This is a genomic window from Serratia sp. BNK-10, from assembly GCF_047456065.1.
GTDB lineage: Bacteria > Pseudomonadota > Gammaproteobacteria > Enterobacterales > Enterobacteriaceae > Serratia > Serratia ureilytica.
In genome coordinates this window covers 1,706,285-1,726,766 of record NZ_CP179894.1, presented here as the reverse complement: position 1 = coordinate 1,726,766, position 20,482 = coordinate 1,706,285, and the positions used below count along the sequence as shown (strand labels likewise).

Annotated in this window: 20 protein-coding genes and 2 pseudogenes; 4 read left to right on the top strand and 18 right to left on the bottom strand. The window is 54.3% G+C overall.

Features of this window, described 5'->3' with window-relative positions; all coding sequences use genetic code 11:
- Nucleotides 1-85 precede the first annotated feature (85 nt).
- The 3 genes and pseudogenes from ACMGG9_RS08375 to ACMGG9_RS08365 form a co-directional block, all read right to left on the bottom strand.
- Nucleotides 86-1,000 carry a hypothetical protein gene (locus ACMGG9_RS08375; RefSeq protein ID WP_414162067.1) on the bottom strand — a complete coding sequence of 305 codons (915 nt, stop codon included), beginning with the start codon at nt 998-1,000 and terminating at the stop codon, nt 86-88.
- Nucleotides 1,001-1,106: 106 nt separating this feature from the next.
- A pseudogene (locus ACMGG9_RS08370) lies at nt 1,107-2,074 on the bottom strand (tyrosine-type recombinase/integrase).
- A gap of 9 nt (nt 2,075-2,083) precedes the next feature.
- The gene (locus ACMGG9_RS08365; protein WP_414162066.1) at nt 2,084-2,701 is read right to left on the bottom strand and encodes a type VI secretion system-associated protein TagO; all 618 of its coding nucleotides are present in this window, start codon (nt 2,699-2,701) and stop codon (nt 2,084-2,086) included.
- Nucleotides 2,702-2,896: 195 nt separating this feature from the next.
- Between ACMGG9_RS08365 and ACMGG9_RS08360 the strand changes: the two are divergent.
- The 3 genes and pseudogenes from ACMGG9_RS08360 to ACMGG9_RS08350 all read left to right on the top strand — a co-directional run.
- A pseudogene (locus tag ACMGG9_RS08360) lies at nt 2,897-3,511 on the top strand (replication endonuclease); the annotation flags it as partial.
- 272 nt (nt 3,512-3,783) lie between these two features.
- A complete protein-coding gene (locus tag ACMGG9_RS08355; RefSeq protein WP_262825647.1) occupies nt 3,784-4,809 on the top strand; it encodes a hypothetical protein in 1,026 nt (341 codons plus the stop codon).
- Nucleotides 4,810-5,128: 319 nt separating this feature from the next.
- A complete protein-coding gene (locus ACMGG9_RS08350; RefSeq protein WP_262825648.1) occupies nt 5,129-5,398 on the top strand; it encodes a hypothetical protein in 270 nt (89 codons plus the stop codon).
- A gap of 748 nt (nt 5,399-6,146) precedes the next feature.
- On the opposite strand, the gene ptsG is transcribed toward ACMGG9_RS08350, so the two are convergent.
- From ptsG to yceD, 14 genes are all read right to left on the bottom strand, one after another.
- The gene (ptsG, locus tag ACMGG9_RS08345) at nt 6,147-7,580 is read right to left on the bottom strand and encodes a PTS glucose transporter subunit IIBC (protein ID WP_019455831.1); all 1,434 of its coding nucleotides are present in this window, start codon (nt 7,578-7,580) and stop codon (nt 6,147-6,149) included.
- A 342-nt stretch (nt 7,581-7,922) separates the two neighbouring features.
- Nucleotides 7,923-8,699 carry a metal-dependent hydrolase gene (locus ACMGG9_RS08340; protein WP_042784208.1) on the bottom strand — a complete coding sequence of 259 codons (777 nt, stop codon included), beginning with the start codon at nt 8,697-8,699 and terminating at the stop codon, nt 7,923-7,925.
- A gap of 19 nt (nt 8,700-8,718) precedes the next feature.
- Nucleotides 8,719-9,726: a DNA polymerase III subunit delta' gene (gene holB, locus ACMGG9_RS08335; RefSeq protein ID WP_033650744.1), complete on the bottom strand. Its 1,008-nt coding sequence runs from the start codon at nt 9,724-9,726 to the stop codon at nt 8,719-8,721.
- Nucleotides 9,726-10,364 (bottom strand): dTMP kinase, encoded by a 639-nt coding sequence (tmk, locus tag ACMGG9_RS08330; protein WP_044031477.1) that lies wholly within the window; start codon nt 10,362-10,364, stop codon nt 9,726-9,728. Before tmk ends, holB begins: the two co-directional genes overlap by 1 nt.
- Complete coding sequence (mltG, locus tag ACMGG9_RS08325; protein ID WP_414162065.1) at nt 10,354-11,379, bottom strand: endolytic transglycosylase MltG; 1,026 nt, start codon at nt 11,377-11,379, stop codon at nt 10,354-10,356. The genes tmk and mltG overlap by 11 nt, the downstream gene beginning before the upstream one ends.
- 13 nt (nt 11,380-11,392) lie before the next feature.
- A complete protein-coding gene (gene pabC, locus ACMGG9_RS08320) occupies nt 11,393-12,190 on the bottom strand; it encodes an aminodeoxychorismate lyase (RefSeq protein WP_033642686.1) in 798 nt (265 codons plus the stop codon).
- A gap of 145 nt (nt 12,191-12,335) precedes the next feature.
- The gene (gene fabF / locus ACMGG9_RS08315; RefSeq protein ID WP_033642685.1) at nt 12,336-13,577 is read right to left on the bottom strand and encodes a beta-ketoacyl-ACP synthase II; all 1,242 of its coding nucleotides are present in this window, start codon (nt 13,575-13,577) and stop codon (nt 12,336-12,338) included.
- Nucleotides 13,578-13,659: 82 nt separating this feature from the next.
- On the bottom strand, nt 13,660-13,896 hold the full coding sequence (gene acpP, locus ACMGG9_RS08310; RefSeq protein WP_004719003.1) for an acyl carrier protein: 237 nt from the start codon (nt 13,894-13,896) through the stop codon (nt 13,660-13,662).
- 154 nt (nt 13,897-14,050) lie between these two features.
- Nucleotides 14,051-14,785 carry a 3-oxoacyl-ACP reductase FabG gene (gene fabG / locus ACMGG9_RS08305; RefSeq protein WP_004928729.1) on the bottom strand — a complete coding sequence of 245 codons (735 nt, stop codon included), beginning with the start codon at nt 14,783-14,785 and terminating at the stop codon, nt 14,051-14,053.
- 11 nt (nt 14,786-14,796) lie between these two features.
- Complete coding sequence (gene fabD / locus ACMGG9_RS08300; RefSeq protein WP_033650742.1) at nt 14,797-15,726, bottom strand: ACP S-malonyltransferase; 930 nt, start codon at nt 15,724-15,726, stop codon at nt 14,797-14,799.
- A gap of 18 nt (nt 15,727-15,744) precedes the next feature.
- The gene (locus ACMGG9_RS08295; protein WP_033642683.1) at nt 15,745-16,698 is read right to left on the bottom strand and encodes a beta-ketoacyl-ACP synthase III; all 954 of its coding nucleotides are present in this window, start codon (nt 16,696-16,698) and stop codon (nt 15,745-15,747) included.
- 6 nt (nt 16,699-16,704) lie between these two features.
- A complete protein-coding gene (gene plsX / locus ACMGG9_RS08290; RefSeq protein ID WP_025159946.1) occupies nt 16,705-17,739 on the bottom strand; it encodes a phosphate acyltransferase PlsX in 1,035 nt (344 codons plus the stop codon).
- 11 nt (nt 17,740-17,750) lie between these two features.
- Nucleotides 17,751-17,918 carry a 50S ribosomal protein L32 gene (gene rpmF / locus ACMGG9_RS08285; protein ID WP_004927778.1) on the bottom strand — a complete coding sequence of 56 codons (168 nt, stop codon included), beginning with the start codon at nt 17,916-17,918 and terminating at the stop codon, nt 17,751-17,753.
- A 16-nt stretch (nt 17,919-17,934) separates the two neighbouring features.
- The gene (gene yceD / locus ACMGG9_RS08280) at nt 17,935-18,456 is read right to left on the bottom strand and encodes a 23S rRNA accumulation protein YceD (protein WP_004927780.1); all 522 of its coding nucleotides are present in this window, start codon (nt 18,454-18,456) and stop codon (nt 17,935-17,937) included.
- A 141-nt stretch (nt 18,457-18,597) separates the two neighbouring features.
- Between yceD and ACMGG9_RS08275 the strand changes: the two genes are divergently transcribed.
- Nucleotides 18,598-19,179, top strand: a complete 582-nt coding sequence (locus ACMGG9_RS08275) for a Maf family protein (RefSeq protein ID WP_033650741.1) — start codon at nt 18,598-18,600, stop codon at nt 19,177-19,179.
- Nucleotides 19,180-19,185: 6 nt separating this feature from the next.
- Here the strand turns inward: ACMGG9_RS08275 and rluC are convergent, their stop codons facing one another.
- Nucleotides 19,186-20,145, bottom strand: coding sequence for a 23S rRNA pseudouridine(955/2504/2580) synthase RluC (rluC, locus tag ACMGG9_RS08270; RefSeq protein ID WP_414162064.1), 960 nt, complete (start codon nt 20,143-20,145; stop codon nt 19,186-19,188).
- Between the last annotated feature and the right edge of the window lie 337 nt (nt 20,146-20,482).

Below are 20,482 nucleotides of genomic sequence, written 5' to 3'. Positions count from 1 at the left end.
TTCCCATATGCCGATACCAGATAAAATTCTCATTTGCAGAGTTTTAAGATTATATTTTATGCAATACCATCAATTGATAGCATCATTAATAGTTTAAAAATTTATTCCTATTAACTATTTTGATTTTTAATCCATCACCAAATATATGAAAACCTTCACTGTCGATATAACTTTCGCTGTGCCCCTTACTATCTAAGAATATTTTAGAAAAGTTACTAAGATCATCGCTTTTCATGGCTGATTGCAATCGGTCAGTTAGTTTAACAGAAACACCGTAATGACTTGAAATATAATCAATAAATTCAGGATTGGCCAAAGCTCTCAAATGATAATAGTATGCATTAAAAAACTCAGCATCTGAAAATTCGATATCTAAACCATCCTGCTCCGGCTCTGGGTCTTGAAATTTAACACTCATCGATGTATCAAAATATAATTGAGAGGCGATATATAATATTGGAGTGGTGCGATTAACCGTCTTAATAACATTGAGTTGATCTAACGCTTTGTTTTGTGTTGCATCATTATATCTCCCAGAGGTACCTTTTGCTTCCACAATAATATAATCACCTTTAGAATTCCGCCCAATCAAATCCGGGCGTGATTTTGTATTCCTTGAATATGACATAGGTGTTTTCAACATATGCAAATGTGCTAACCAAGGAACATTAAGTAACTTCTGAGAAAGTAGTTTAGAAACGGCCATTCCTAACATGAAAGACATAAATGTTTTTTCTGTAGGATCAGAGTTTTTATAAATCACAGATTTATATATTTCACTGTTACTTAAGTCAAGAATGGAACCAATTAGACTGATGCGATTTATAATTTCAAGAATGGAAAAATTTTCATTTATAAGCACTTGACGTTGGTAGCGTTTCCCTACAGTTATCATCGCCCATAATAGCTCTTCCTCGGTAATACCCACTCCAGATGAACTATTCAACCCTGCATAATTCCCAGAGAAATCAATAATATTGCAATTAAGATGATGTAACATAATTACCTTCGTATATTTAATGAAATAAATTTCACATGAAAAAACAACAAATAAAACCTAATGCAGTATCTTATACTTTATTTTTTGGAAAACCCCTTAATATTAATCAATATTTATTTAAAACTAGCGGATTAAAACGTACTGCATCCTCTAAATAGTCCGGCGCAAAATGCGCATAAACCATTGTTTGTAAGATGCTTGAGTGTCCTAAAATTCGCTGCAGCGCCAGAATGTTTCCCCCGTTCATCATGAAATGGCTGGCGAACGTATGCCGCAGCACATGCACCGCTTGCCCCGCCGGCAGGCCGGGCGCGACTTCCTTCACGCACAGCCGGACATAGGGATAATTCAGATCATTGAACAGCGGCCCCGACTTCACGCCGTTGGTGATCTCTTTGCAGAGTTCGGGCGAGATCGGCACCGTCCGGTTCTTGTTGTTTTTGGTGTTCAGGTAAGTAACCTTGTTACCGATCACCTCTTCCTTTCGCAGCTTCGCCACTTCACCCCAGCGGGCGCCCGTCGCCAGGCAAAGACGGACAGCTTTCAGGTGATCGCCGTCGAGCCGCTCTTGCAACGCGGCGATCTCGGCCTGGGTAAGAAAGCCCATTTCCTGAGCCGGCAGCTTCATTTTCTTCATGGCCTTGAGCGGGTGCTCGCCGTGGTAATGCCCCAGTTCGATGAGGACGGAGAACACGCCACCCAGCATTTCCTGGTCAAGGTTGACCGTCTTGGCTTTCTTGCCTTCAGCAAATCGCAGCGCCCGGTAGTCGGCGAAGAAAGTACGGGTGATCTGGCTCGCTTTGGGTTGCCCCATTTTCTCCGCAATGACACGCAATTTCTGCGCCCTCTTCATTCCGTCTTTCAGGTGCTGGCCATGATGGCTCCACCACAGGTCGATCAGGTCGGTTAATGGTCGATAAGCCACTCTTTGTTGTTCTGCGTCGCGATAATCCAACGCTCGTACTGCTGCGCTTCAGATTTCGTCTCAAACTTTTTGCGAACACGCTTCCCTTCTCTTCCTTGAGGGCGCACATCTACCATGTAGCCATCAGCGCCAAGAGATTTAATACTCATTCGTTGCCCTTACCACTTACAGGCTTCACGTAACGGCTTGATAGCTGTCGACAAACCAGACAAATCAAAAGTAGTCTGTGCAGGGTTTTCTCCATAAGGTGTTATTTGCACAAACATTTTTTTACTTTTCATCAGTTCTTTGATGAAAGAGATTGTCTGTCCGCTATAGAAGGTGGCCTTATTGTCAGTGGAGATCTGCCAGGTACGATTGACTGCTTTTTGGGAATCAATACGAGTAAGAACACGCGTACCATCAATCCCCAGGAATGTCTCCCAATTGATAAAAAGCTCAGTTTTTTTCTCTCGGCATGTGATGAACAAGAAAGGAGTAATTGATCCACCAAATTGTCCTCGAATCTGATTTTCCGCGGACAAATAGACGAACTCATTACTTGAATCATCGATTGGCGATTTTTCGCTTCTTGTCTCCCATTTACCCGCAGACTGAGGTTCTGAGCTTTCTGTTTTGTCCTCAGCCTTTAACTTTCCGAGTTTATCAAAGCACTGAAGGCGTTCACTGTCACCAGTAACTTTCTGGCACTGTACCAGTTGCTCCGAAATGTTCGTTCCTGCATGTGAGAAGCCAACAAAAGAACCAAATAAGACCAGAGATATGATTTTTTTCATTTTAACTATCACTTAATGTAATTATTCAATTGATAATTGCTGTGCAGGCTGACTGTTATGTATCCAGCCAGGTTTTTTTTCCACACAAATCCCCCTGTCGCCCAAGAATACATAATATTCCGTACAATTAGCCAGCTTTATGGCTTTTCGGTTGTTGGATCTACTTTCATATCCATCAGGGGAGAAAGCAGGAAAAATCTGGCCAAATTCCGGTGCGAGCTGATGAACCGCATTCGTGGTTTTGAGGATATCGGTAATAAGATGAGGTTCGTGGGGGAGTTCTACACCCTAACAGCCCCCTCCCGCTTCCATGCCACCAACAGACATGGCCACTGCAATCGGAAATGGTGTGGGGCAAGCCTGGACGAAACGCAGCACTATCTGCGTAATGTGTGGGAGCGCGCACGTGCCCAGCTACGAACTAGTTGGCCAGGAGCGCGATACCCTGCACGCTTATGCCTGCGCGGAAGACACTGACGAGCTTTACAGCGAGCGCACCAGAAAGGCCCGTTTCCACGCTGAAGCCATCGACCCGGAGTCGACGGTTACGCGCTGGACGGCGGGCTTGACGATGACAGTGGCAAAGAGCTGAAGGTAGTCGCCCCGGCCGTGTCTGTCTGGGCGGCCCGCTGGCGTATTCGTCAGTTTTAGTTTATCGGCGGCGCGCCGGTAACGGTTTATCGTGAGTTGCGCCGCATGGCCGATCATGAAACCGCCGTCGACCTCAGCATCGAATTTGCTGCCGTGCACGATGCCGCCGACTGCGGGAAGTGGGCGGAGTACGTCAACTCCCAGGGCGGGCCAATCCTTATGGCTCCATACATCTAGCACCACTAAGCTATGAACAAAAACGTAGTGCGCTAATGAGTAGAATTTTTCTACTAAAAAGTAGAAGCCGGCAAATACTATCTTGACAAAGGTTATCTTCGTGCTGCCTTATGTAAAATTAACAATCGTTGTTTCAATGTTGGCAGTTGACCTAAAAGAAAGTTAAGTAATAATGTAAAAAGTTGAAGTCTGACCTCTCAATCAAACTTACATGAGCAACAAATAATCAAAAGCATTTAAAATCAGGAGTAATAATGTCTGGCGTAGATGAGATTAAAGTAGAGTTGGAGAAAGTGGTAAAAGAAAGAGCTGCTGGGCCTTTAGGTTATATTGCCTTATCATTTCTAGTTTATAACTGGTCATGGTTTTACTTCATGATATTCAGTTCTAAAACCACTGAAGTTAAAATATCCAGCGTGATTAATGGTTTTGAAAAGCTGCCTGGATTTGGATGGCCGATCGTTGCAGGGTTGTTGATACAAATAGGGACTCCTTACTTAAAGATATTAATAACACTTCTAACAACCTTTGCAAAAAACATAGACAACAAATTAAATCACAATTCCGAAAACTACCTAACCAACTATATAGAGAGCACTAATCAGTCTTTAGCAGAAAAAAGACTCATGATTACGTCAACAAATGCAAGAATAGATGATTTAATAAAGCAAAGAGACGCATTGAACAGCGAAATGAACTCAGCACATGAAACCATAAAGAATCTGAGACTTGAAGAAAAAGAAATATCCAACTCAATAAATAGCGCCAATAGAGAACGACACAAAGTTGAACTATTTTTATCAGAAAACAATGTCACTAAAGAAAGCTTTGAAAATTTGCGGGAAATACTGCAGCAAAAAAGCATTGAACTAACAAATATCCAAAATGCTCTTTTGAGTGTACAGAGTAGCGCGGAGGAATTAGCAAGTTTGATATTAAAAATACAGAGTTACTCTGGTATACTAGATGAGGATATTAACACATCCCTTCGTTTGTTACAATCCGAAATAAATGACAACTCTGCTTTGATAAAAGGTTTTTTTGTCACAAAGGATGGTGCACATTTTGATGATGCAAGCAGGATAATGATAATACCGGCAACTATATCGCCATCAATTTTCCCAGCTTTTATTCAGCTAATACAAAGCAAAGGTTTTAAATCTTCCGCAGGAAAAACAGAACCAGATGGAACTACAACAGTAAGGTTCAATAAACGTTTAACTCCAACGGAAAAAAGAACATTAATTAGTTATTATGAAGAGGTTTTTGGGATCAACTAGATTAACACATGTCGTTGAATAGCTTCACTTTAAAATAGGAGTCACATGAGTCACATGAGTGGCAATAGTGAAAATAGAAGATGATGCTATTTTAATCATTAAAGAAAGGATTGCTGTTCCATTTTGGTACAAGTTTCTAGATAACAAATAATTGTCACGGATATCAAGATGTTTTAATCATGGCTGGCCCTGCAACAAGTCGAGGGCGACCTGTTTATCTTCAGATCTCAGCAAACTGAGCAGCAGAACAGCGAGAACCACCGCCGGTGCCGTGGCGCATGTTGCCCGCGGAGACTACACCGTCGGCACCAGCGCAAACTTGAAGACAGTAACCAAGGCCGCCGACGAGAAGATAGCCCAAAGTAAAAGCGTTGATATCGGCAGCGCGCTGACCGAACGCATCGCCGATTTGCGTCAGAGCATTTCCACAGCACTGCAGCTGCAGGCCGGCAAAACCACGATCGGCGACGGCACCACAAACCTGTTGACGTTGTTGATGGAAACCCTCGACCTGATCGACACCCTGGCACAGCGCACCGCAGAGTCCCCCATAGTAACACCGACGCCCCAACCAACGCCTGCGAGATAGCGCAAGCGTCCTCGACCGCCACCGCCCTGAAAGGGAAATACGGTCACCTCATCGGCAACCCAGCCAGCGCCAAAACCAGACCCGCATTTAAACGCAGCCAGCCCCCCACCACGGGGCGCTGATGCTTTTGCACGTCCGCCGGCTGGATCTGAGAACGCAGTACGGAGCCACGCAGAGCGCATGGAAACCCACGGCACGCAGCCGCAGCGCCACTGAAACGGCACTACACCGCACCCTCCTGCCCGTTTCGTGTTGAGAAATATTTGCAAGGGATCTTTTCCGCAATTGCCATTGCCAGCCCGCGCCACGCTTGGGGCTTTGCGCGCAGATCGCAGTTGCACACATTGCAATGATTTTCAAAGAGTTGCAAAAGCAGAGGTGCGAGAAGCCAGCCGGATAAAATTTAACTCAATGAATAAAAAGGATCTTTTTTGCTTTCCGTGAGGTTCTAAGCGGCAAGGCATAAGAGAGGCGTAACGAAAATAAAATGCGACGAAGCCAGTAGCGGCGCGGGTTTACGCTTGGCTTGGTTGGTTCTTGAAGTTTTGCAAAGTTGCAACGAAAGGATCTTTAGAGGGCGTCGCCTAATTACCGAGATTTTATAGAGTGACAAGCAATGGCGGAATGTCCGCATCAAACAAGGTTACGTCAAACAATGGGCAACAAAATAAAAATTCACTTAAAAATCAATTTGTAACAAAAATAATAAGGGAGGCTTTCGCCTCCCTTGATAACTCCCCTGCCTGAATCAGTGATTACGGATGTATTCGTCCATATCGGTTTTCAGGTTGTCGGACTTGGTGCCGAAGATGGCCTGCACGCCGGAGCCAGCGACGACTACGCCGGCTGCGCCCAGTTTCTTCAGGCCCGCCTGGTCGACTTTGGACACGTCGGCCACGCTGACGCGCAGACGGGTGATGCAAGCATCCAGGTTTGTGATGTTTTCTTTACCGCCGAAGGCCTGAACCAGCGCTGCGGACATTTCGGAACCGCCCTGCGCAGTCTGCTCGGCAGCGGTGTCTTCACGGCCCGGCGTTTTCAGATCCAGCTTGGCGATCAGCACGCGGAAGATGGTGTAGTACACCAGACCGTAGATGATGCCGACGATTGGGAACAGCCAGATTTTGCTGCTGTTGCCGCTCAGTACGATAAAGTCGATCAGGCCGTGCGAGAAGCTGGTGCCATCACGCATGCCCAACAGGATGCAGATTGGGAACGCCAGGCCGGCCAGGATAGCGTGGATCACGTACAGGATCGGCGCGACGAACATGAAGGAGAACTCGATCGGCTCGGTGATACCGGTCAGGAACGAGGTCAGCGCGGCGGAGATCATGATGCCGCCGACTTTCGCGCGGTTTTCCGGCTTGGCCGAGTGCCAGATGGCGATGGCCGCAGCAGGCAGACCGTACATTTTGAACAGGAAGCCGCCGGACAGTTTGCCCGCGGTCGGGTCGCCCGCCATATAGCGAGGGATATCACCGTGGAATACCTGGCCCGCCGCGTTGGTGAACTCACCAATTTGCATTTGGAACGGGACGTTCCAGATGTGGTGCAGACCGAACGGCACCAGTGCACGCTCAACCACGCCGTAAATGCCGAAGGCCACGACCGGGTTCTGATAAGCCGCCCACTGCGAGAAGGTCTGGATAGCCGTACCGATCGGCGGCCAGATGAAGGACAGTACTACGCCCAGAACGATCGCCGCCAGACCGGAAATGATCGGCACGAAACGCTTACCGGCAAAGAAGCCCAGGTATTCCGGCAGTTGAATGCGGAAGAAGCGGTTAAACATATAGGCCGCGATGGCGCCGGAGATAATCCCCCCGAGCACACCGGTATCCGCCAGGTGTTTGGCCGCAATTTCTTCAGCCGGCAAGTGCAGCACCAGCGGCGCAACCACCGCCATGGTTTTCACCATGATGCCGTAAGCCACCACCGCCGCCAGCGCGGAAACGCCGTCGTTGTTGGTGAAGCCCAAGGCGACGCCGATGGCGAAAATCAGCGGCATGTTGGCGAAGACCGAACCGCCCGCTTCCGCCATCACGTGGGAGACTACCGCAGGTAGCCAGCTAAAGTTGGCGGAACCGACGCCCAGCAGGATACCTGCGATAGGCAACACGGACACCGGCAGCATTAGCGATTTACCTACTTTTTGCAGGTTTGCAAATGCGTTCTTGAACATAGTTGAGTGTGCTCCTGAGTAATAATGCTTTGCTACTTCTTGTCGCGATTGGTCGCGCTGCAAGGGGGGAGAAAAACCCCTGCAATTCAGGGTGTCTGAGCACCCCTTGAATTTATTACGCAGAGTAAAATAAATAGCCTGCGCAATGTTTGATGACAATCACGTTTCGATGATCGAGCCGCGGCAACTTTGCATAAACCGGCGTTTTTTGGGCAAAACAGAGCAAAAAACGCGCGCCAATCACCCTGAAACGGGAGCGAACCTTACCCGTTTCAGTGATTAATTACGAGCTTAAAAAAAATTACGCAGACAATGACCTACCGCTATAGCCTAGGTCAAAGATCACAGTTCGAGGTGAAATAAGCGTGAAAAGTTGGCGGTGGTCGCTTCGGCCAGCTGTTCCAGGCTGACGCCCTTCAATACCGCCATGTATTCAGCCACATCACGCACATAGGCGGGTTGGTTTTCTTTGCCGCGATGCGGCACCGGCGCCAGATAAGGCGAGTCGGTTTCCACCAGCATGCGATCCAGCGGCACGTAGCGTGCCACTTCGCGCAGCTGTTCGGCATTGCGGAAGGTGACGATGCCGGAGAAGGAGATGTAGAAGCCCAGATCCAGCAAGGCTTCGGCCGTGGCCAGATCTTCGGTGAAGCAGTGCAGCACGCCGCCGCAGTCTTGCGCGTTCTCTTCACGCAGGATCGCCAGCGTGTCCGCGCGCGCCTCGCGGGTATGGACGATCACCGGCTTGTTCAGATCACGGCCAATGCGGATATGTTCGCGGAAAGAGTCCTGCTGCAGCTCAAGGTTGTCTTTCTGGTAGAAGTAATCGAGCCCGGTCTCTCCCAGCGCCACCACCTGCTCCGCCGCCGCCAGGCGACGCAGCTCGGCGTAATCATAGCCCTCTTCCAGATTAAGCGGATGCACCCCGCAGGAGAAAGCCACATCGTTGCGCTCGCCGATCAGTTCGGTCATGGAACGGTAACCCGGCAACGTGGTGGCGACCGCCAGCACATAGCCGACGTCGCGCGCCTTGGCCTTGGCCAGCGCGTCGTCCACATTCTGGTGCAGCGTTTGGTAATCCAGGCCGTCAAGGTGGCAATGAGAATCGACTAACAACATAATTTTTAACTCTTTTACTTTACAGCGAATGAGGTTGGGAATAGCCGGCGGCGCCAAGCATCTGTTCCCAGCGAAGTAACTGTTCGGTCAGCAGCAGCTCGCGGTTGACGCCCACTACGCTGAGCAGCTGGTGACGGCAGTTCAGCCACTGCTGCACAATCTGTTGCAGCGAAGCGCTGCTCAGCAGGCTGGCCAGCTGATGCACCAGCGGCTGCTGATCCTGATTCAATACATAGTGATGCGCGCCCTGTTGCCACTTCATTGCGTCCACCAATAACGCGCACAGCCAATGCAGGCGTTCGGCGACGTCTTCATGGTTTAGCACCGGCAACAGCGACAGCATATCGCGTTGCGGCAGCGCGGCGCTCAATGCAGCGCACAGGGCGCCGCGCTGTTGCCACTGCTGCGGTTGCAACAGCTGTTCGGCGGCCAGGGGCGCGCCGTCGTGCAGGCGCAGCGCCGTGACTCGGTCTGTCTGAGAGCCCGCCGCCTGCCGGCCCAACCACTGCAGGCTGAGCTGCTCATCCGGGCTGGCCAAATGCCAGTACAGGCAGCGGCTGCGCAGCGTCGCCATCAGCCGCGACGGCTCACGGCAACCCAACAGAAAATAGGTTTTCTCCGGCGGCTCTTCCAGCGTTTTCAACAGCGCGTTGGCCGCCGCCTCGGTCAGCTGTTCCGCCTGCGGCAGCCAAATCACCTTGGCGCCGCCCTGTTGCGCGTGGGCGTACAGCGTTTCAATCACCTGGCGGATGGGTTCGATGCCCAGGCTGCTCTTGCCCTTTTCCGGCGCCAACACGTGATAATCCGGGTGATTGCCCGCCAGCATCAACCGGCAGCTGTGGCACTCGCCGCAGCTTTTTTCGCCGTTGCGCTGTTGGCAGATCAACCAACGGCTCAGGCCGTAGGCCAACGCATCGTCACCATTGCCCGCCGCCGCATGCAGCAGCAGCGCATGATGGCCACGGCCGTCGGCGTACTGCCCAATCAGCTGGCGATAAGGGCCATTCAGCCACGGGTACCAGTTCATTATGCGCCTTCCTGCTGCCGCAGCCAGTGGCTGACGCAGTCGCGGATCGCCGCAGTCACCTGCTCCAGCGGCTGGGCGGCGTCGACGGTGACGATCGTTTCGTCCTGCGCCGCCAGTTCGAGATAGCGAGCGCGGGTGCGTTCGAAGAACGGCAGCGCCTCCTGCTCGATGCGATCCAACTGACCGCGCGCCTGCGCGCGTTGCAGGCCGACCAGCGGCGGCAGATCGAGATAGACCGTCAGATCCGGGCGGAAATCCCCCAGCACGGTGTCGCGCAGCGAGGTCATCAGCTGCGGATCCACGCCACGGCCGCCGCCCTGATAGGCTTGTGAAGAGAGATCGTGGCGATCGCCCACCACCCAGGCGCCGCGCGCCAGGGCGGGTTTGATCACGGTTTCCACCAACTGCACGCGCGCAGCGTACAGCATCAAGACTTCGGCCTTGATGGTCGGCAATTCGCCGTCGATGCCGCGCTTGAACAGGTCGCGCAGCTTCTCCGCCAACGGCGTGCCGCCGGGTTCACGGGTGAAGACGATGTCGTTGATGCCATGTTCACGCAGCACATTGACTACCGTGTCGCGCGCGGTGGTTTTGCCCGCGCCTTCCAGCCCTTCGATTACAACGAATTTACTTTTCATTCTTTTCCTTTAACGCCTGACGGTACACGCGCACCGCCTGGTTATGGCTCGCCAGATTGGTGGTGAAGGTATGCCCACCCTTGCCGTCGGCGACAAAATAGAGATAAGGCGTTTTAGCCGGATTGGCGGCCGCCTGCAACGAGGCCTCGCCCGGCATGGCGATCGGCGTTGGCGGCAGGCCGGCGATCACATAGGTGTTGTAAGGCGTCGGCGTCTCCAGATCCTTGCGCGTGATGTTGCCATTATAGCTTTCGCCCATGCCATAGATCACCGTCGGATCGGTCTGCAGACGCATGCCGATGCGCAAGCGATTGACGAACACCGACGCCACCTTGCTGCGCTCTTCCGGCACCGCGGTCTCTTTCTCGACGATCGATGCCATGGTCAGCAACTCTTCCGGCGTTTTGTACGGCAGACTGGTGTCGCGGCCGTCCCAGGCGGCCTGCAGCGCTTTGTTCATGCGGACGTGGGCGCGTTTGAGCAGCGCGATGTCGCTCATGCCGGCGGCATACTGGTAGGTATCCGGGTACAGCCGCCCTTCAGGGGTTTCTCCTGCAGCAATGCCGAGCGCGGCGGCGATCTCCGCGTCGCTTTTGCCCGCCAGAGTGTGTTTCAGGTATTTGGACTGCTGGAGCACCTGCTGCCAGTCACGCAGGCGTGAGCCTTCGATAAAGCGCGCGGTGAACTGCGCCTCTTTGCCGCTGGCCAACAGTTTCAGCATCTGGCGCACCGTCATGCCCGGCGTGAACCGGTAGGTTCCGGCCTTGAACTCCGCCAGCTCCGGTTCCAGTTTCAGCAGCCACTGGAACCAGCGGCCGCTGCGCACCAGTTTATCGCGTACCAGTAACCCTTCCAGCGCCACCCGGCCGGTGCCGGCAGGCAGTTTGAAGATAGTCTCTTGCTGGATAGCCAGCGGCGTATCGGCAAAGCGTTCGATCTTCTGGTAGCCCCAAAACAGCAGCGCCAATGCCAGAACAACAATAACAGACAGGACCTTCAGCTTTCTTTTCTTCATCAATCAGCCATGGTTAACAGTGTGGACGCAAAAAATCATACAGCTGGCGCGAATGATAACGCCATGATTGAGCAACGTTTACCGGCAGCAGCGGCATCAGCGCGTTGCTCACCAGGACTTCGTCGGCATCGGCCAGCGTCTCCAGAGGCTCGCTGACGCAGTGCAGACGGTATTCCGATCCCGCCAGCAGCGCGATCACTCGTCGCCGCATCAGGCCCGCGACGCCCGCCTGGCTCAGATCCGGGGTAAACACCGCTTTTCCCTTACGCCAGAACAAATTAGCCGCACAGCATTCCACCAGCATACCGGCAGTGTCAAGCACCAGCGCCTCGTCGGCGGCCGTCTGGTCAAGATGCGCGCGGATCAGCACCTGCTCCAGGCGGTTCAAATGCTTCAAACCCGCCAGCAGCGGATTGCGCGCCAGCGCCACCGGGCTGAGCGCAAGTGTGATGCCCTGCTCGCGCCACTGCAAATAGTGCGCAGGGTAGCTGCTGCGGGCGACGATGCGCGTCGGGTTTTCGCACCCCGTCGGGCTGTAGCCTCGTCCACCGCTGCCGCGCGTCAGTATCGCTTTGACCACGCCGAGCGAAATTGATTCTGCCGCCTGCGCCATCTCGCGCTCGAAAGCCGGCCAATCGGTGGCGGGCAGCATCAGCCGTTGGGCCGCCTGTTGCAGCCGCTCCAGATGCCAGGGCAGCAGCTCGATTTTACCGTCGATAACCCGGGCGGTAGTAAAGCAGCCGTCGCCGAACTGCAGACCACGATCGCTCGGCGCCAGCGCATCGTGGCGTTGTCCGTTAATCCAGTACATGCTTCCTCCTGTCGCCGGGTAATTTCATTACGCTCGCAGAATAGCAGGCGGCGAGGCAATACGCAGCCCTGCTGACGGCCGGACGCCAGGCGTAAAAAAGCCCGGTCAAAAAACCGGGCTTTTCATCAGCGAATAACCGCGCGAGTTACACTCGGCGGAAGATCAGCGAGCCGTTGGTGCCGCCGAAGCCGAAGGAGTTACACAGGGTGTACTCCATATCGCTGACCTGGCGCGCTTCGTGAGGCACGAAGTCCAGATCGCAACCTTCATCCGGGTTATCCAGGTTGATGGTCGGCGGTACCGCCTGATCGCGCAGCGCCAGCACGGTAAAGATGGACTCGATCGCGCCCGCCGCACCCAACAGGTGGCCGGTCATCGATTTGGTCGAGCTCACCAGCACGCGCTGGGCATCAGCGCCGAACACGGATTTCACCGCCTGCGCTTCCGCCTGGTCACCCGCCGGCGTAGAGGTGCCGTGTGCGTTGATGTAACCGATTTGTGACGGGGTCACACCGGCGTCAAGCAGGGCATTTTCCATCGCCAACGCAGCGCCAGCGCCGTTTTCCGGTGGTGACGTCATGTGATAAGCATCGCTGCTCATCCCAAAGCCAACCACTTCGGCGTAGATTTTCGCGCCGCGTTTTTTCGCGTGTTCGTACTCTTCCAGCACCATCATGCCGGCGCCGTCGCCCAGCACGAAGCCGTCGCGGTCTTTATCCCACGGACGGCTCGCCGCCTGCGGGTTGTCATTACGGGTGGACAGGGCGCGCGCTGCGCCAAAGCCGCCGACGCCCAATGGGGTGCTGGCTTTCTCTGCCCCACCGGCCAGCATCACATCCGCATCATTGTAAGCAATGATACGCGCGGCATGGCCGATGTTGTGTACACCTGAAGTACAGGCGGTGGCGATGGAAATGCTTGGGCCACGCATGCCGTACATGATTGTCAGGTGACCTGCAATCATATTCACAATGGTGGAAGGCACGAAGAACGGACTGATTTTCCGTGGGCCACCGTTAACCAGTGAACTGTGGTTTTCTTCAATCAAACCCAGGCCGCCGATGCCGGAACCGATCGCGGCTCCAATGCGGCTGGCGTTAGCCTCGGTGATGTCCAGACCTGCATCCTGCATGGCTTGCATGCCGGCAGCGATACCGTACTGGATAAAGGCGTCCATCTTGCGCGCATCTTTGCGAGAGATGAAATCCTCAGAATTAAAATTCTTTACCAGGCCAGCAAACTTGGTCGCATAGGCAGTGGTATCGAAATGGTCGATCAGGCTGATGCCACTCTGACCGGCAAGAAGAGCGTTCCACGTGGACTCTACCGTATTGCCGACAGGAGACAACATGCCCAGTCCGGTCACAACTACTCGACGCTTAGACACGTTTGTCCTCCAGGGAGGGAAAAATATGACACTAGGGATAGAAAAAACTTAGGCGGTCGAACGACCGCCTAGATATGTTCTCTTACTGCTGGCTAGCGTTGATGAAATCAATAGCTGCCTGAACAGTAGTGATCTTCTCAGCTTCTTCGTCTGGAATCTCGGTGTCGAATTCTTCTTCCAGTGCCATTACCAGCTCAACGGTGTCAAGAGAATCAGCGCCCAGATCTTCAACGAAAGAAGCGTTGTTCAAAACTTCTTCCTGTTTAACACCCAGTTGCTCAACAATGATTTTCTTAACGCGTTCTTCGATAGTGCTCATACTCTTAAATTTCCTATCAAAACTCGCTTTCGCGATGGTTTTCGTAGTGTATAAAATGCTGAAAAAGATGCAACTAAATCCCGGCTGGTCAAACCACGATTTTACGCTATTTTGCGGTTTTTGCCTCAAATAACGCAAATGGTTTTCACATTTTTTAAATCATGTACATGCCGCCATTGACATGTAACGTTTCACCGGTGATATAGCCGGCCTCATCAGAGGCCAAAAATGCAACAGCGCTGGCGATTTCTTTAGCATCGCCCAGCCGGTTGGCTGGAACTGATGACAAAATGCCTGCGCGTTGATCATCTGTCAACGCCCGTGTCATGTCCGTCTCAATAAAGCCAGGTGCCACGACGTTGACCGTAATGCCACGAGAAGCAACTTCACGTGCCAAAGATTTGCTAAAACCAATCAGACCGGCTTTAGCCGCCGCGTAGTTCGCCTGCCCTGCGTTCCCCATGGTGCCGACAACGGAACCGATGGTGATGATACGGCCAAACCGCTTTTTCATCATAGCGCGCATTACCGCTTTTGACAGGCGGAATACGGAAGTCAGGTTAGTGTCGAGGATATCCTCCCACTCATCATCCTTCATACGCATCAGCAGGTTATCACGCGTAATGCCGGCATTATTCACTAAAATGTCGATTTCGCCAAATTCGGCGCGAATCGATGCCAGCACGCTGTCGATAGATTGCGCATCAACAACGTTCAACATAAACCCTTTGCCGTTTGCGCCCAGGTAGCCGCTGATCGCTTCAGCGCCGCTCTCGCTGGTCGCGGTGCCGATCACTTTGGCGCCGCGGGCCACAAACGTTTCTGCAATAGCTCGGCCAATACCGCGGCTCGCGCCGGTGACCAGAACGATTTTACCTTCGAAGCTCATCATTTTCCTCTTTATTGTTCAAGCGCCGCCGACAGGCTGGCGGTGTCGTTCACCGCCGCAGCCGTCAGGGTGTCAACAATACGTTTAGTGAGACCGGTCAGCACTTTGCCCGGCCCCACTTCCAGCAGCGACGTCACTCCCTGTGCTGCGATAAATTCAACGCTCTCGGTCCAACGCACCGGGCTGTACAGCTGACGCACCAGCGCACTGCGGATCGCTTCAGGATCGTTTTCGGTGCGTACGTCGACGTTGTTCACCACCGGCACCTGCGGCGCGTTGAAGGTGATGTCCTGCAGAGCCACGGCCAACTTGTCGGCGGCCGGTTTCATCAGCGCGCAGTGCGAAGGCACGCTCACCGGCAGCGGCAGCGCACGTTTGGCGCCCGCCGCTTTACAGGCGGCGCCTGCACGTTCAACCGCTTCTTTATTGCCGGCGATAACCACCTGGCCCGGCGAGTTGAAGTTGACCGGAGAAACCACCTGTCCCTGCGCGGACTCTTCGCACGCCTTGGCGATCGCGTCGTTGTCCAGGCCGATGATGGCGTACATAGCGCCGGTGCCTTCCGGCACCGCTTCCTGCATCAGCTTGCCGCGCAGCTCGACCAGGCGGATCGCCGCCTTGAAGTCGAGCACGCCGGCGCAGACCAGCGCCGAGTATTCGCCCAGGCTGTGGCCCGCCATCAATGCGGGCGCTTTACCGCCCTGCTGCTGCCACACGCGGAAAATCGCCACGGAAGCCGCCAGCAGTGCCGGTTGGGTCTGCCAGGTCTTGTTCAGCTCTTCCGCCGGGCCTTGCTGCACCAGCTGCCACAGATCGTAACCCAGCGCGGAAGAGGCCTCGCCGAAAGTCTCTTCGACGATCGGGAACTGTGCGGCCAATTCGGCCAGCATGCCAACGGCCTGCGACCCCTGGCCCGGGAAAACAAAAGCAAATTGCGTCATTTTTTATTCCTGTTCAAATCAGAAACGAACCAGCGCCGAGCCCCAGGTAAAGCCGCCGCCGAAGGCTTCCAGCAGCACCAGCTGGCCACGCTGAATTCGCCCGTCTCGCACGGCTTCGTCCAGTGCGGAAGGCACCGAGGCGGCAGAGGTGTTGCCGTGACGATCGAGCGTCACCACCACTTTGTCCATCCCCATGCCCAGTTTTTTCGCCGTTGCGCTGATGATGCGCAGGTTGGCCTGGTGCGGCACCAGCCAATCCAGCTCGCTGCGGTCCATGTTGTTGGCCTGCAACGTCTCATCGACGATGCGCGCCAGTTCGGTGACCGCAACCTTGAAGACTTCATTGCCCGCCATGGTGACATAGGCCGGCTTGTCTTGATTCTGACGATCCTTGTAAGGCAGCGTCAGCAGGCTGCCGTAGCTGCCGTCGGCATGCAGGTGGGTAGACAGAATGCCCTGCTCTTCAGAAGCCCCCAGCACCACCGCCCCTGCACCATCACCAAACAGAATGATGGTGCCGCGATCTTCAGGATCCAGCGTGCGCGACAAGACGTCCGCGCCGATAACCAGCGCATGTTTGACCGCGCCGTTTTTCACGTACTGATCGGCCACGCTGAGCGCATAAGTAAAGCCGGCGCAAGCCGCAGCCAGATCGAACGCCGCGCAGTCTTTGATGCCCAACATTTGCTGCACCAGGCACGCCGCACTCGGGAACGCGTGAGTCGTCGTGGTGGTCGCCACGACGATAAGCCCAATGTCTTCTTTAGCCACACCTGCCATTTCCAGCGCTTTCTCAGCGGCCTGGAAGCTCATCGTCGCGACGGTTTCATCCGCAGCGGCGATGCGACGTTCGCGAATACCGGTACGCGTGACGATCCACTCGTCAGAGGTATCCACCATTTTTTCCAAATCAGCATTGGTGCGCACTTGTACGGGCAAATAACTCCCCGTACCGAGAATCTTTGTATACATGTACGATCAGTCACTCTTAGGTAATACAGCCTCAAGGCGCGCAGCAATCCTTTCCGGGACTTGCCGCTGCACCGCCTGCACAGCCTGTTCGATTGCGACTGCAAACGCGTGAGGGTTCGCAGCGCCGTGGCTCTTGACTACGGTGCTGCGCAATCCTAACAGACATGCGCCATTATACTGGTCGGGGTTCAGGTGGCCGAACCGCTTGACCACCCGTTTTTGCAACCAACGGCCCAACAATTTCAGCCACCAGGCTCGCTTGTTTCCATCGCCGGACGATTTCAGCAGCGATAAGAACACCCTGACCACCCCTTCCATGGTTTTCAGCGTGACGTTGCCCACGAAGCCGTCGCAGACCAACACATCGGTCTTGCCGGTGAGCAGTTCGTTTCCTTCCAGGTAACCAATATAGTTGATTGCCGGAGTATTTTTTAGCACAGCGGCCGCTTCGCGGATATTATCCAGGCCTTTGGTCTCTTCTTCGCCGATATTCAGCAGCGCCACCCGCGGTTGCGCAATGCCGATCACCTCTTCCGCCATCACCGCGCCCATCACGGCAAACTGCACCAGCATGGTGCTGTCGCATTCGACGTTGGCGCCCAGATCCAGCACCACGGTTTTGCTGCGCTGCTGGTTCGGGATCACCGTCATCAGCGCCGGGCGCTCAATGCCCTCCAACGGCTTGACCAACAGCTTCGCCAATCCCATCAGCGCGCCGGTATTGCCGGCGCTGACGCAGCCCTGCGCGTTGCCGCTGCTAAGCTGTTCGAGCGCAATGCGCATCGACGTGCCGCGGCTGGCGCGTATCGCTTGTGAGGGTTTGGCGTCGCCGGCGATCACAGACTCGGCGGGCACGACTTGCAGACGCTCCAGAAGAACCGGATCGGCGTGGGCAAGCAAAGGGGAGATGACGTCGGGATTACCGACCAGCAAGAGATGAAGCTGTAAATTAGAGGCCAGTGCCTGCAACGAAGCAGGCACTGTGACGCAGGGACCGAAGTCCCCGCCCATTGCATCTAACGCCAGGGTTAGACGAGTCAAGGTATCGCTACTTAGCCGATAACCTTGCGACCGCGGTAGAAACCGTCGGCAGTGATGTGGTGACGACGGTGAGTTTCACCGGATACTTTGTCTACAGACAGAGTAGTCGTGGTCAGAGCATCGTGAGAACGACGCATGCCACGCTTGGAACGGGTTGGTTTATTCTGTTGTACGGCCATGGACCTTACTCCTCAATTACTTACGCTTTAAACTGGCTAATACGGCAAACGGATTCGGTTTCTCCGCCTCGGGAGGCAGTTGGCCAAATACCATGTCCGCTTCGGACACTTCACAGTGTTCAGATTCATGTACCGGAACGACAGGCAGTGAAAGAATAATTTCGTCTTCAATCATTGCCAACAGATCGACTTCGCCAAACTCGTCAACTTCGATCGGTTCGTACGCTTCCGGTAATGCCTCAGCCTGCTCATCATTGACGACCGGGCTAAAACAATATGTTGTGTGAACCTGATGTTCGAACGGGACTCCACAGCGTTGGCACATCAACGTTACCGTGACGTCCGCATGCCCTGTTATCACCGCGAGGCGTTGATTGTCGATATTAAACGACAACGACACCTCAACATCACTGTCCACACTGACCACGGAGTCGGCAACACGAGTAACCTGCTCAGGCGCATAGACACCAGCATAGTCCAGGCGTTTCTGAGCGGTACGTACCGCATCAATGGTCAAGGGTAATTTTACCTTTTGCATAGGGCGCGCATATTAACTTTGTAACGACATAGAGTCAAAGAAAAAGGCCGTAAAACGGCTCCTTTCACCAATATTCGCTTCCACAGCGGCCGACAGTTTAAAATGCCGTACCCATTTACGCTACGGTTTGCGAAAAAAATTATGCAGAGATTGCTTTTAGCCTCCACCTCCCCCTATCGAAAAATGCTGCTGGAGAAACTGCAGCTGCCGTTCGACTGCGCCGCGCCGGAGGTGGATGAAACCCCGCTGCCGGGCGAAGGCGCGGAAGCGCTGGTGCTGCGCCTGGCGGCAGCGAAGGCTCAGGCGCTGGCCCTCGCCTACCCCGAGCATCTGATCATCGGTTCCGATCAGGTCTGCGTGATCGATGGCAGCATCACCGGCAAGCCCCATACCGAGGAAAACGCCCGCGCGCAGCTGCGCCAGGCAAGCGGCCAAGCCGTGACCTTCTATACTGGCCTGGCGCTGTACAACGGCCGCAGCAAGCAGCTGCAGGCCCTGTGCGAGCCTTTCCACGTGCATTTTCGCGCGCTGAGCGAAGCGGAGATCGCCGCCTATGTGCGTCTGGAGCAACCGCTGAACTGCGCGGGCAGTTTCAAAAGCGAGGGGTTGGGGATCGCGTTGTTCGACAGGCTGGAAGGCCGGGATCCGAACGCCCTGGTCGGCCTGCCGTTGATCGCGCTGTTGGAGATGTTGCGGGCTGAAGGCATCAACCCGCTGGTGTGACGCGGATTATTTGGCGGCCTGTCGGCGCAGCACTTGCAGGCAATGACGCAGTTCTTCGTCCATCGGCGCTTCGATACGCATCGTTTCGCCGGTGGCCGGATGCTCGAAGCGCAGCGCCGCGGCGTGCAGGAACAGACGCTTCAGGCCGGTACCCGCCAGTTGACGATCGAACTCGCGGTCGCCGTAGCGATCGTCAAAGGCGATCGGATGCCCGGCATGCAGGGTGTGCACGCGGATCTGGTGGGTACGCCCGGTGATTGGGCTGGCCTTCACCAGGGTGGCGAATTCGTAACGCTCTTCCACCTTGAAGCGGGTTTCCGAAGGCTTGCCTTCGCTGTTGACGCGCACGATACGTTCGCCGCTTTGCAGAATGTTTTTCAGCAGCGGCGCCTGTACGGCCTTGCAGTGGGACTGCCACTGGCCGCGCACCAGCGCCAGATAATCCTTCTGCATGCCCTTCAGCCGCAGTTGCTCATGCAGCGAACGCAGCGCGGAACGCTTCTTGGCAACCAACAACACGCCGGAGGTATCGCGATCGAGCCGATGCACCAGCTCCAGGAAACGGGCCTCAGGGCGCAGCGCCCGCAGCCCTTCAATCACGCCGAAGCTCAGGCCGCTGCCGCCGTGCACCGCGGTGCCGGAAGGCTTGTTGAGGATCAGCAGGTGGTCATCTTCATACAGAATGCAGTCGGCCAGCGCCGCCACCTTATCCAGCTTCGCCGACACCGGCGCCTCTTCGCGCTCGGCCACGCGCACCGGCGGCACGCGCACCACGTCGCCGGCCGCCAATTTGTATTCGACCTTGATGCGCCCTTTATTAACCCGCACCTCGCCTTTGCGCACGATGCGATAAATCATGCTCTTCGGCACGCCTTTCAGGCGAGCGAGCAGAAAGTTGTCGATTCTCTGACCGGCTTCGTCGTCGGAAATCGTGATGAATTGTACTGCTAGATTGTTCGTTTTCATGGTGCGGGATTCTAAATAGAGCGCGTGAATAGCGCCACATCTTTTTCTGTGCTTAACTGTCTCTCTGACGGCGGGCGAAACCCCAGCGGACAATAAGGCAGCAAGCCGATTTGAACGTTTGCGATTTCTTCCGCAGTTAAGGAAAAGTCACCTTGCTATAACGGCATCAGCAGTGGAATAATGCAGTCACTTTCCGCGTTGATTCTCGTTAAACAGGGAAAACGGTGGAATTATAAAATTTGTCTGATCGCGCAAAAACGCAGCAATGGCGTAAGACGTAATGCGAAATCAAACAATTAGCGGGCTGCGGGTTGCAGCTTGGCCGGCAAATGGAATC

Bases quoted from the DNA above. Each gene is read 5' to 3' on its own strand.
- ACMGG9_RS08375 (WP_414162067.1), bottom strand. From the start codon at position 1,000: ATGTTACATCATCTTAATTGCAATATTATTGATTTCTCTGGGAATTAT.
- ACMGG9_RS08365 (WP_414162066.1), bottom strand. From the start codon at position 2,701: ATGAAAAAAATCATATCTCTGGTCTTATTTGGTTCTTTTGTTGGCTTC.
- ACMGG9_RS08355 (WP_262825647.1), top strand. From the start codon at position 3,784: ATGTCTGGCGTAGATGAGATTAAAGTAGAGTTGGAGAAAGTGGTAAAA.
- ptsG (WP_019455831.1), bottom strand. From the start codon at position 7,580: ATGTTCAAGAACGCATTTGCAAACCTGCAAAAAGTAGGTAAATCGCTA.
- ACMGG9_RS08340 (WP_042784208.1), bottom strand. From the start codon at position 8,699: ATGTTGTTAGTCGATTCTCATTGCCACCTTGACGGCCTGGATTACCAA.
- holB (WP_033650744.1), bottom strand. From the start codon at position 9,726: ATGAACTGGTACCCGTGGCTGAATGGCCCTTATCGCCAGCTGATTGGG.
- tmk (WP_044031477.1), bottom strand. From the start codon at position 10,364: ATGAAAAGTAAATTCGTTGTAATCGAAGGGCTGGAAGGCGCGGGCAAA.
- mltG (WP_414162065.1), bottom strand. From the start codon at position 11,379: ATGAAGAAAAGAAAGCTGAAGGTCCTGTCTGTTATTGTTGTTCTGGCA.
- pabC (WP_033642686.1), bottom strand. From the start codon at position 12,190: ATGTACTGGATTAACGGACAACGCCACGATGCGCTGGCGCCGAGCGAT.
- acpP (WP_004719003.1), bottom strand. From the start codon at position 13,896: ATGAGCACTATCGAAGAACGCGTTAAGAAAATCATTGTTGAGCAACTG.
- fabG (WP_004928729.1), bottom strand. From the start codon at position 14,785: ATGAGCTTCGAAGGTAAAATCGTTCTGGTCACCGGCGCGAGCCGCGGT.
- fabD (WP_033650742.1), bottom strand. From the start codon at position 15,726: ATGACGCAATTTGCTTTTGTTTTCCCGGGCCAGGGGTCGCAGGCCGTT.
- ACMGG9_RS08295 (WP_033642683.1), bottom strand. From the start codon at position 16,698: ATGTATACAAAGATTCTCGGTACGGGGAGTTATTTGCCCGTACAAGTG.
- rpmF (WP_004927778.1), bottom strand. From the start codon at position 17,918: ATGGCCGTACAACAGAATAAACCAACCCGTTCCAAGCGTGGCATGCGT.
- yceD (WP_004927780.1), bottom strand. From the start codon at position 18,456: ATGCAAAAGGTAAAATTACCCTTGACCATTGATGCGGTACGTACCGCT.
- ACMGG9_RS08275 (WP_033650741.1), top strand. From the start codon at position 18,598: ATGCAGAGATTGCTTTTAGCCTCCACCTCCCCCTATCGAAAAATGCTG.
- rluC (WP_414162064.1), bottom strand. From the start codon at position 20,145: ATGAAAACGAACAATCTAGCAGTACAATTCATCACGATTTCCGACGAC.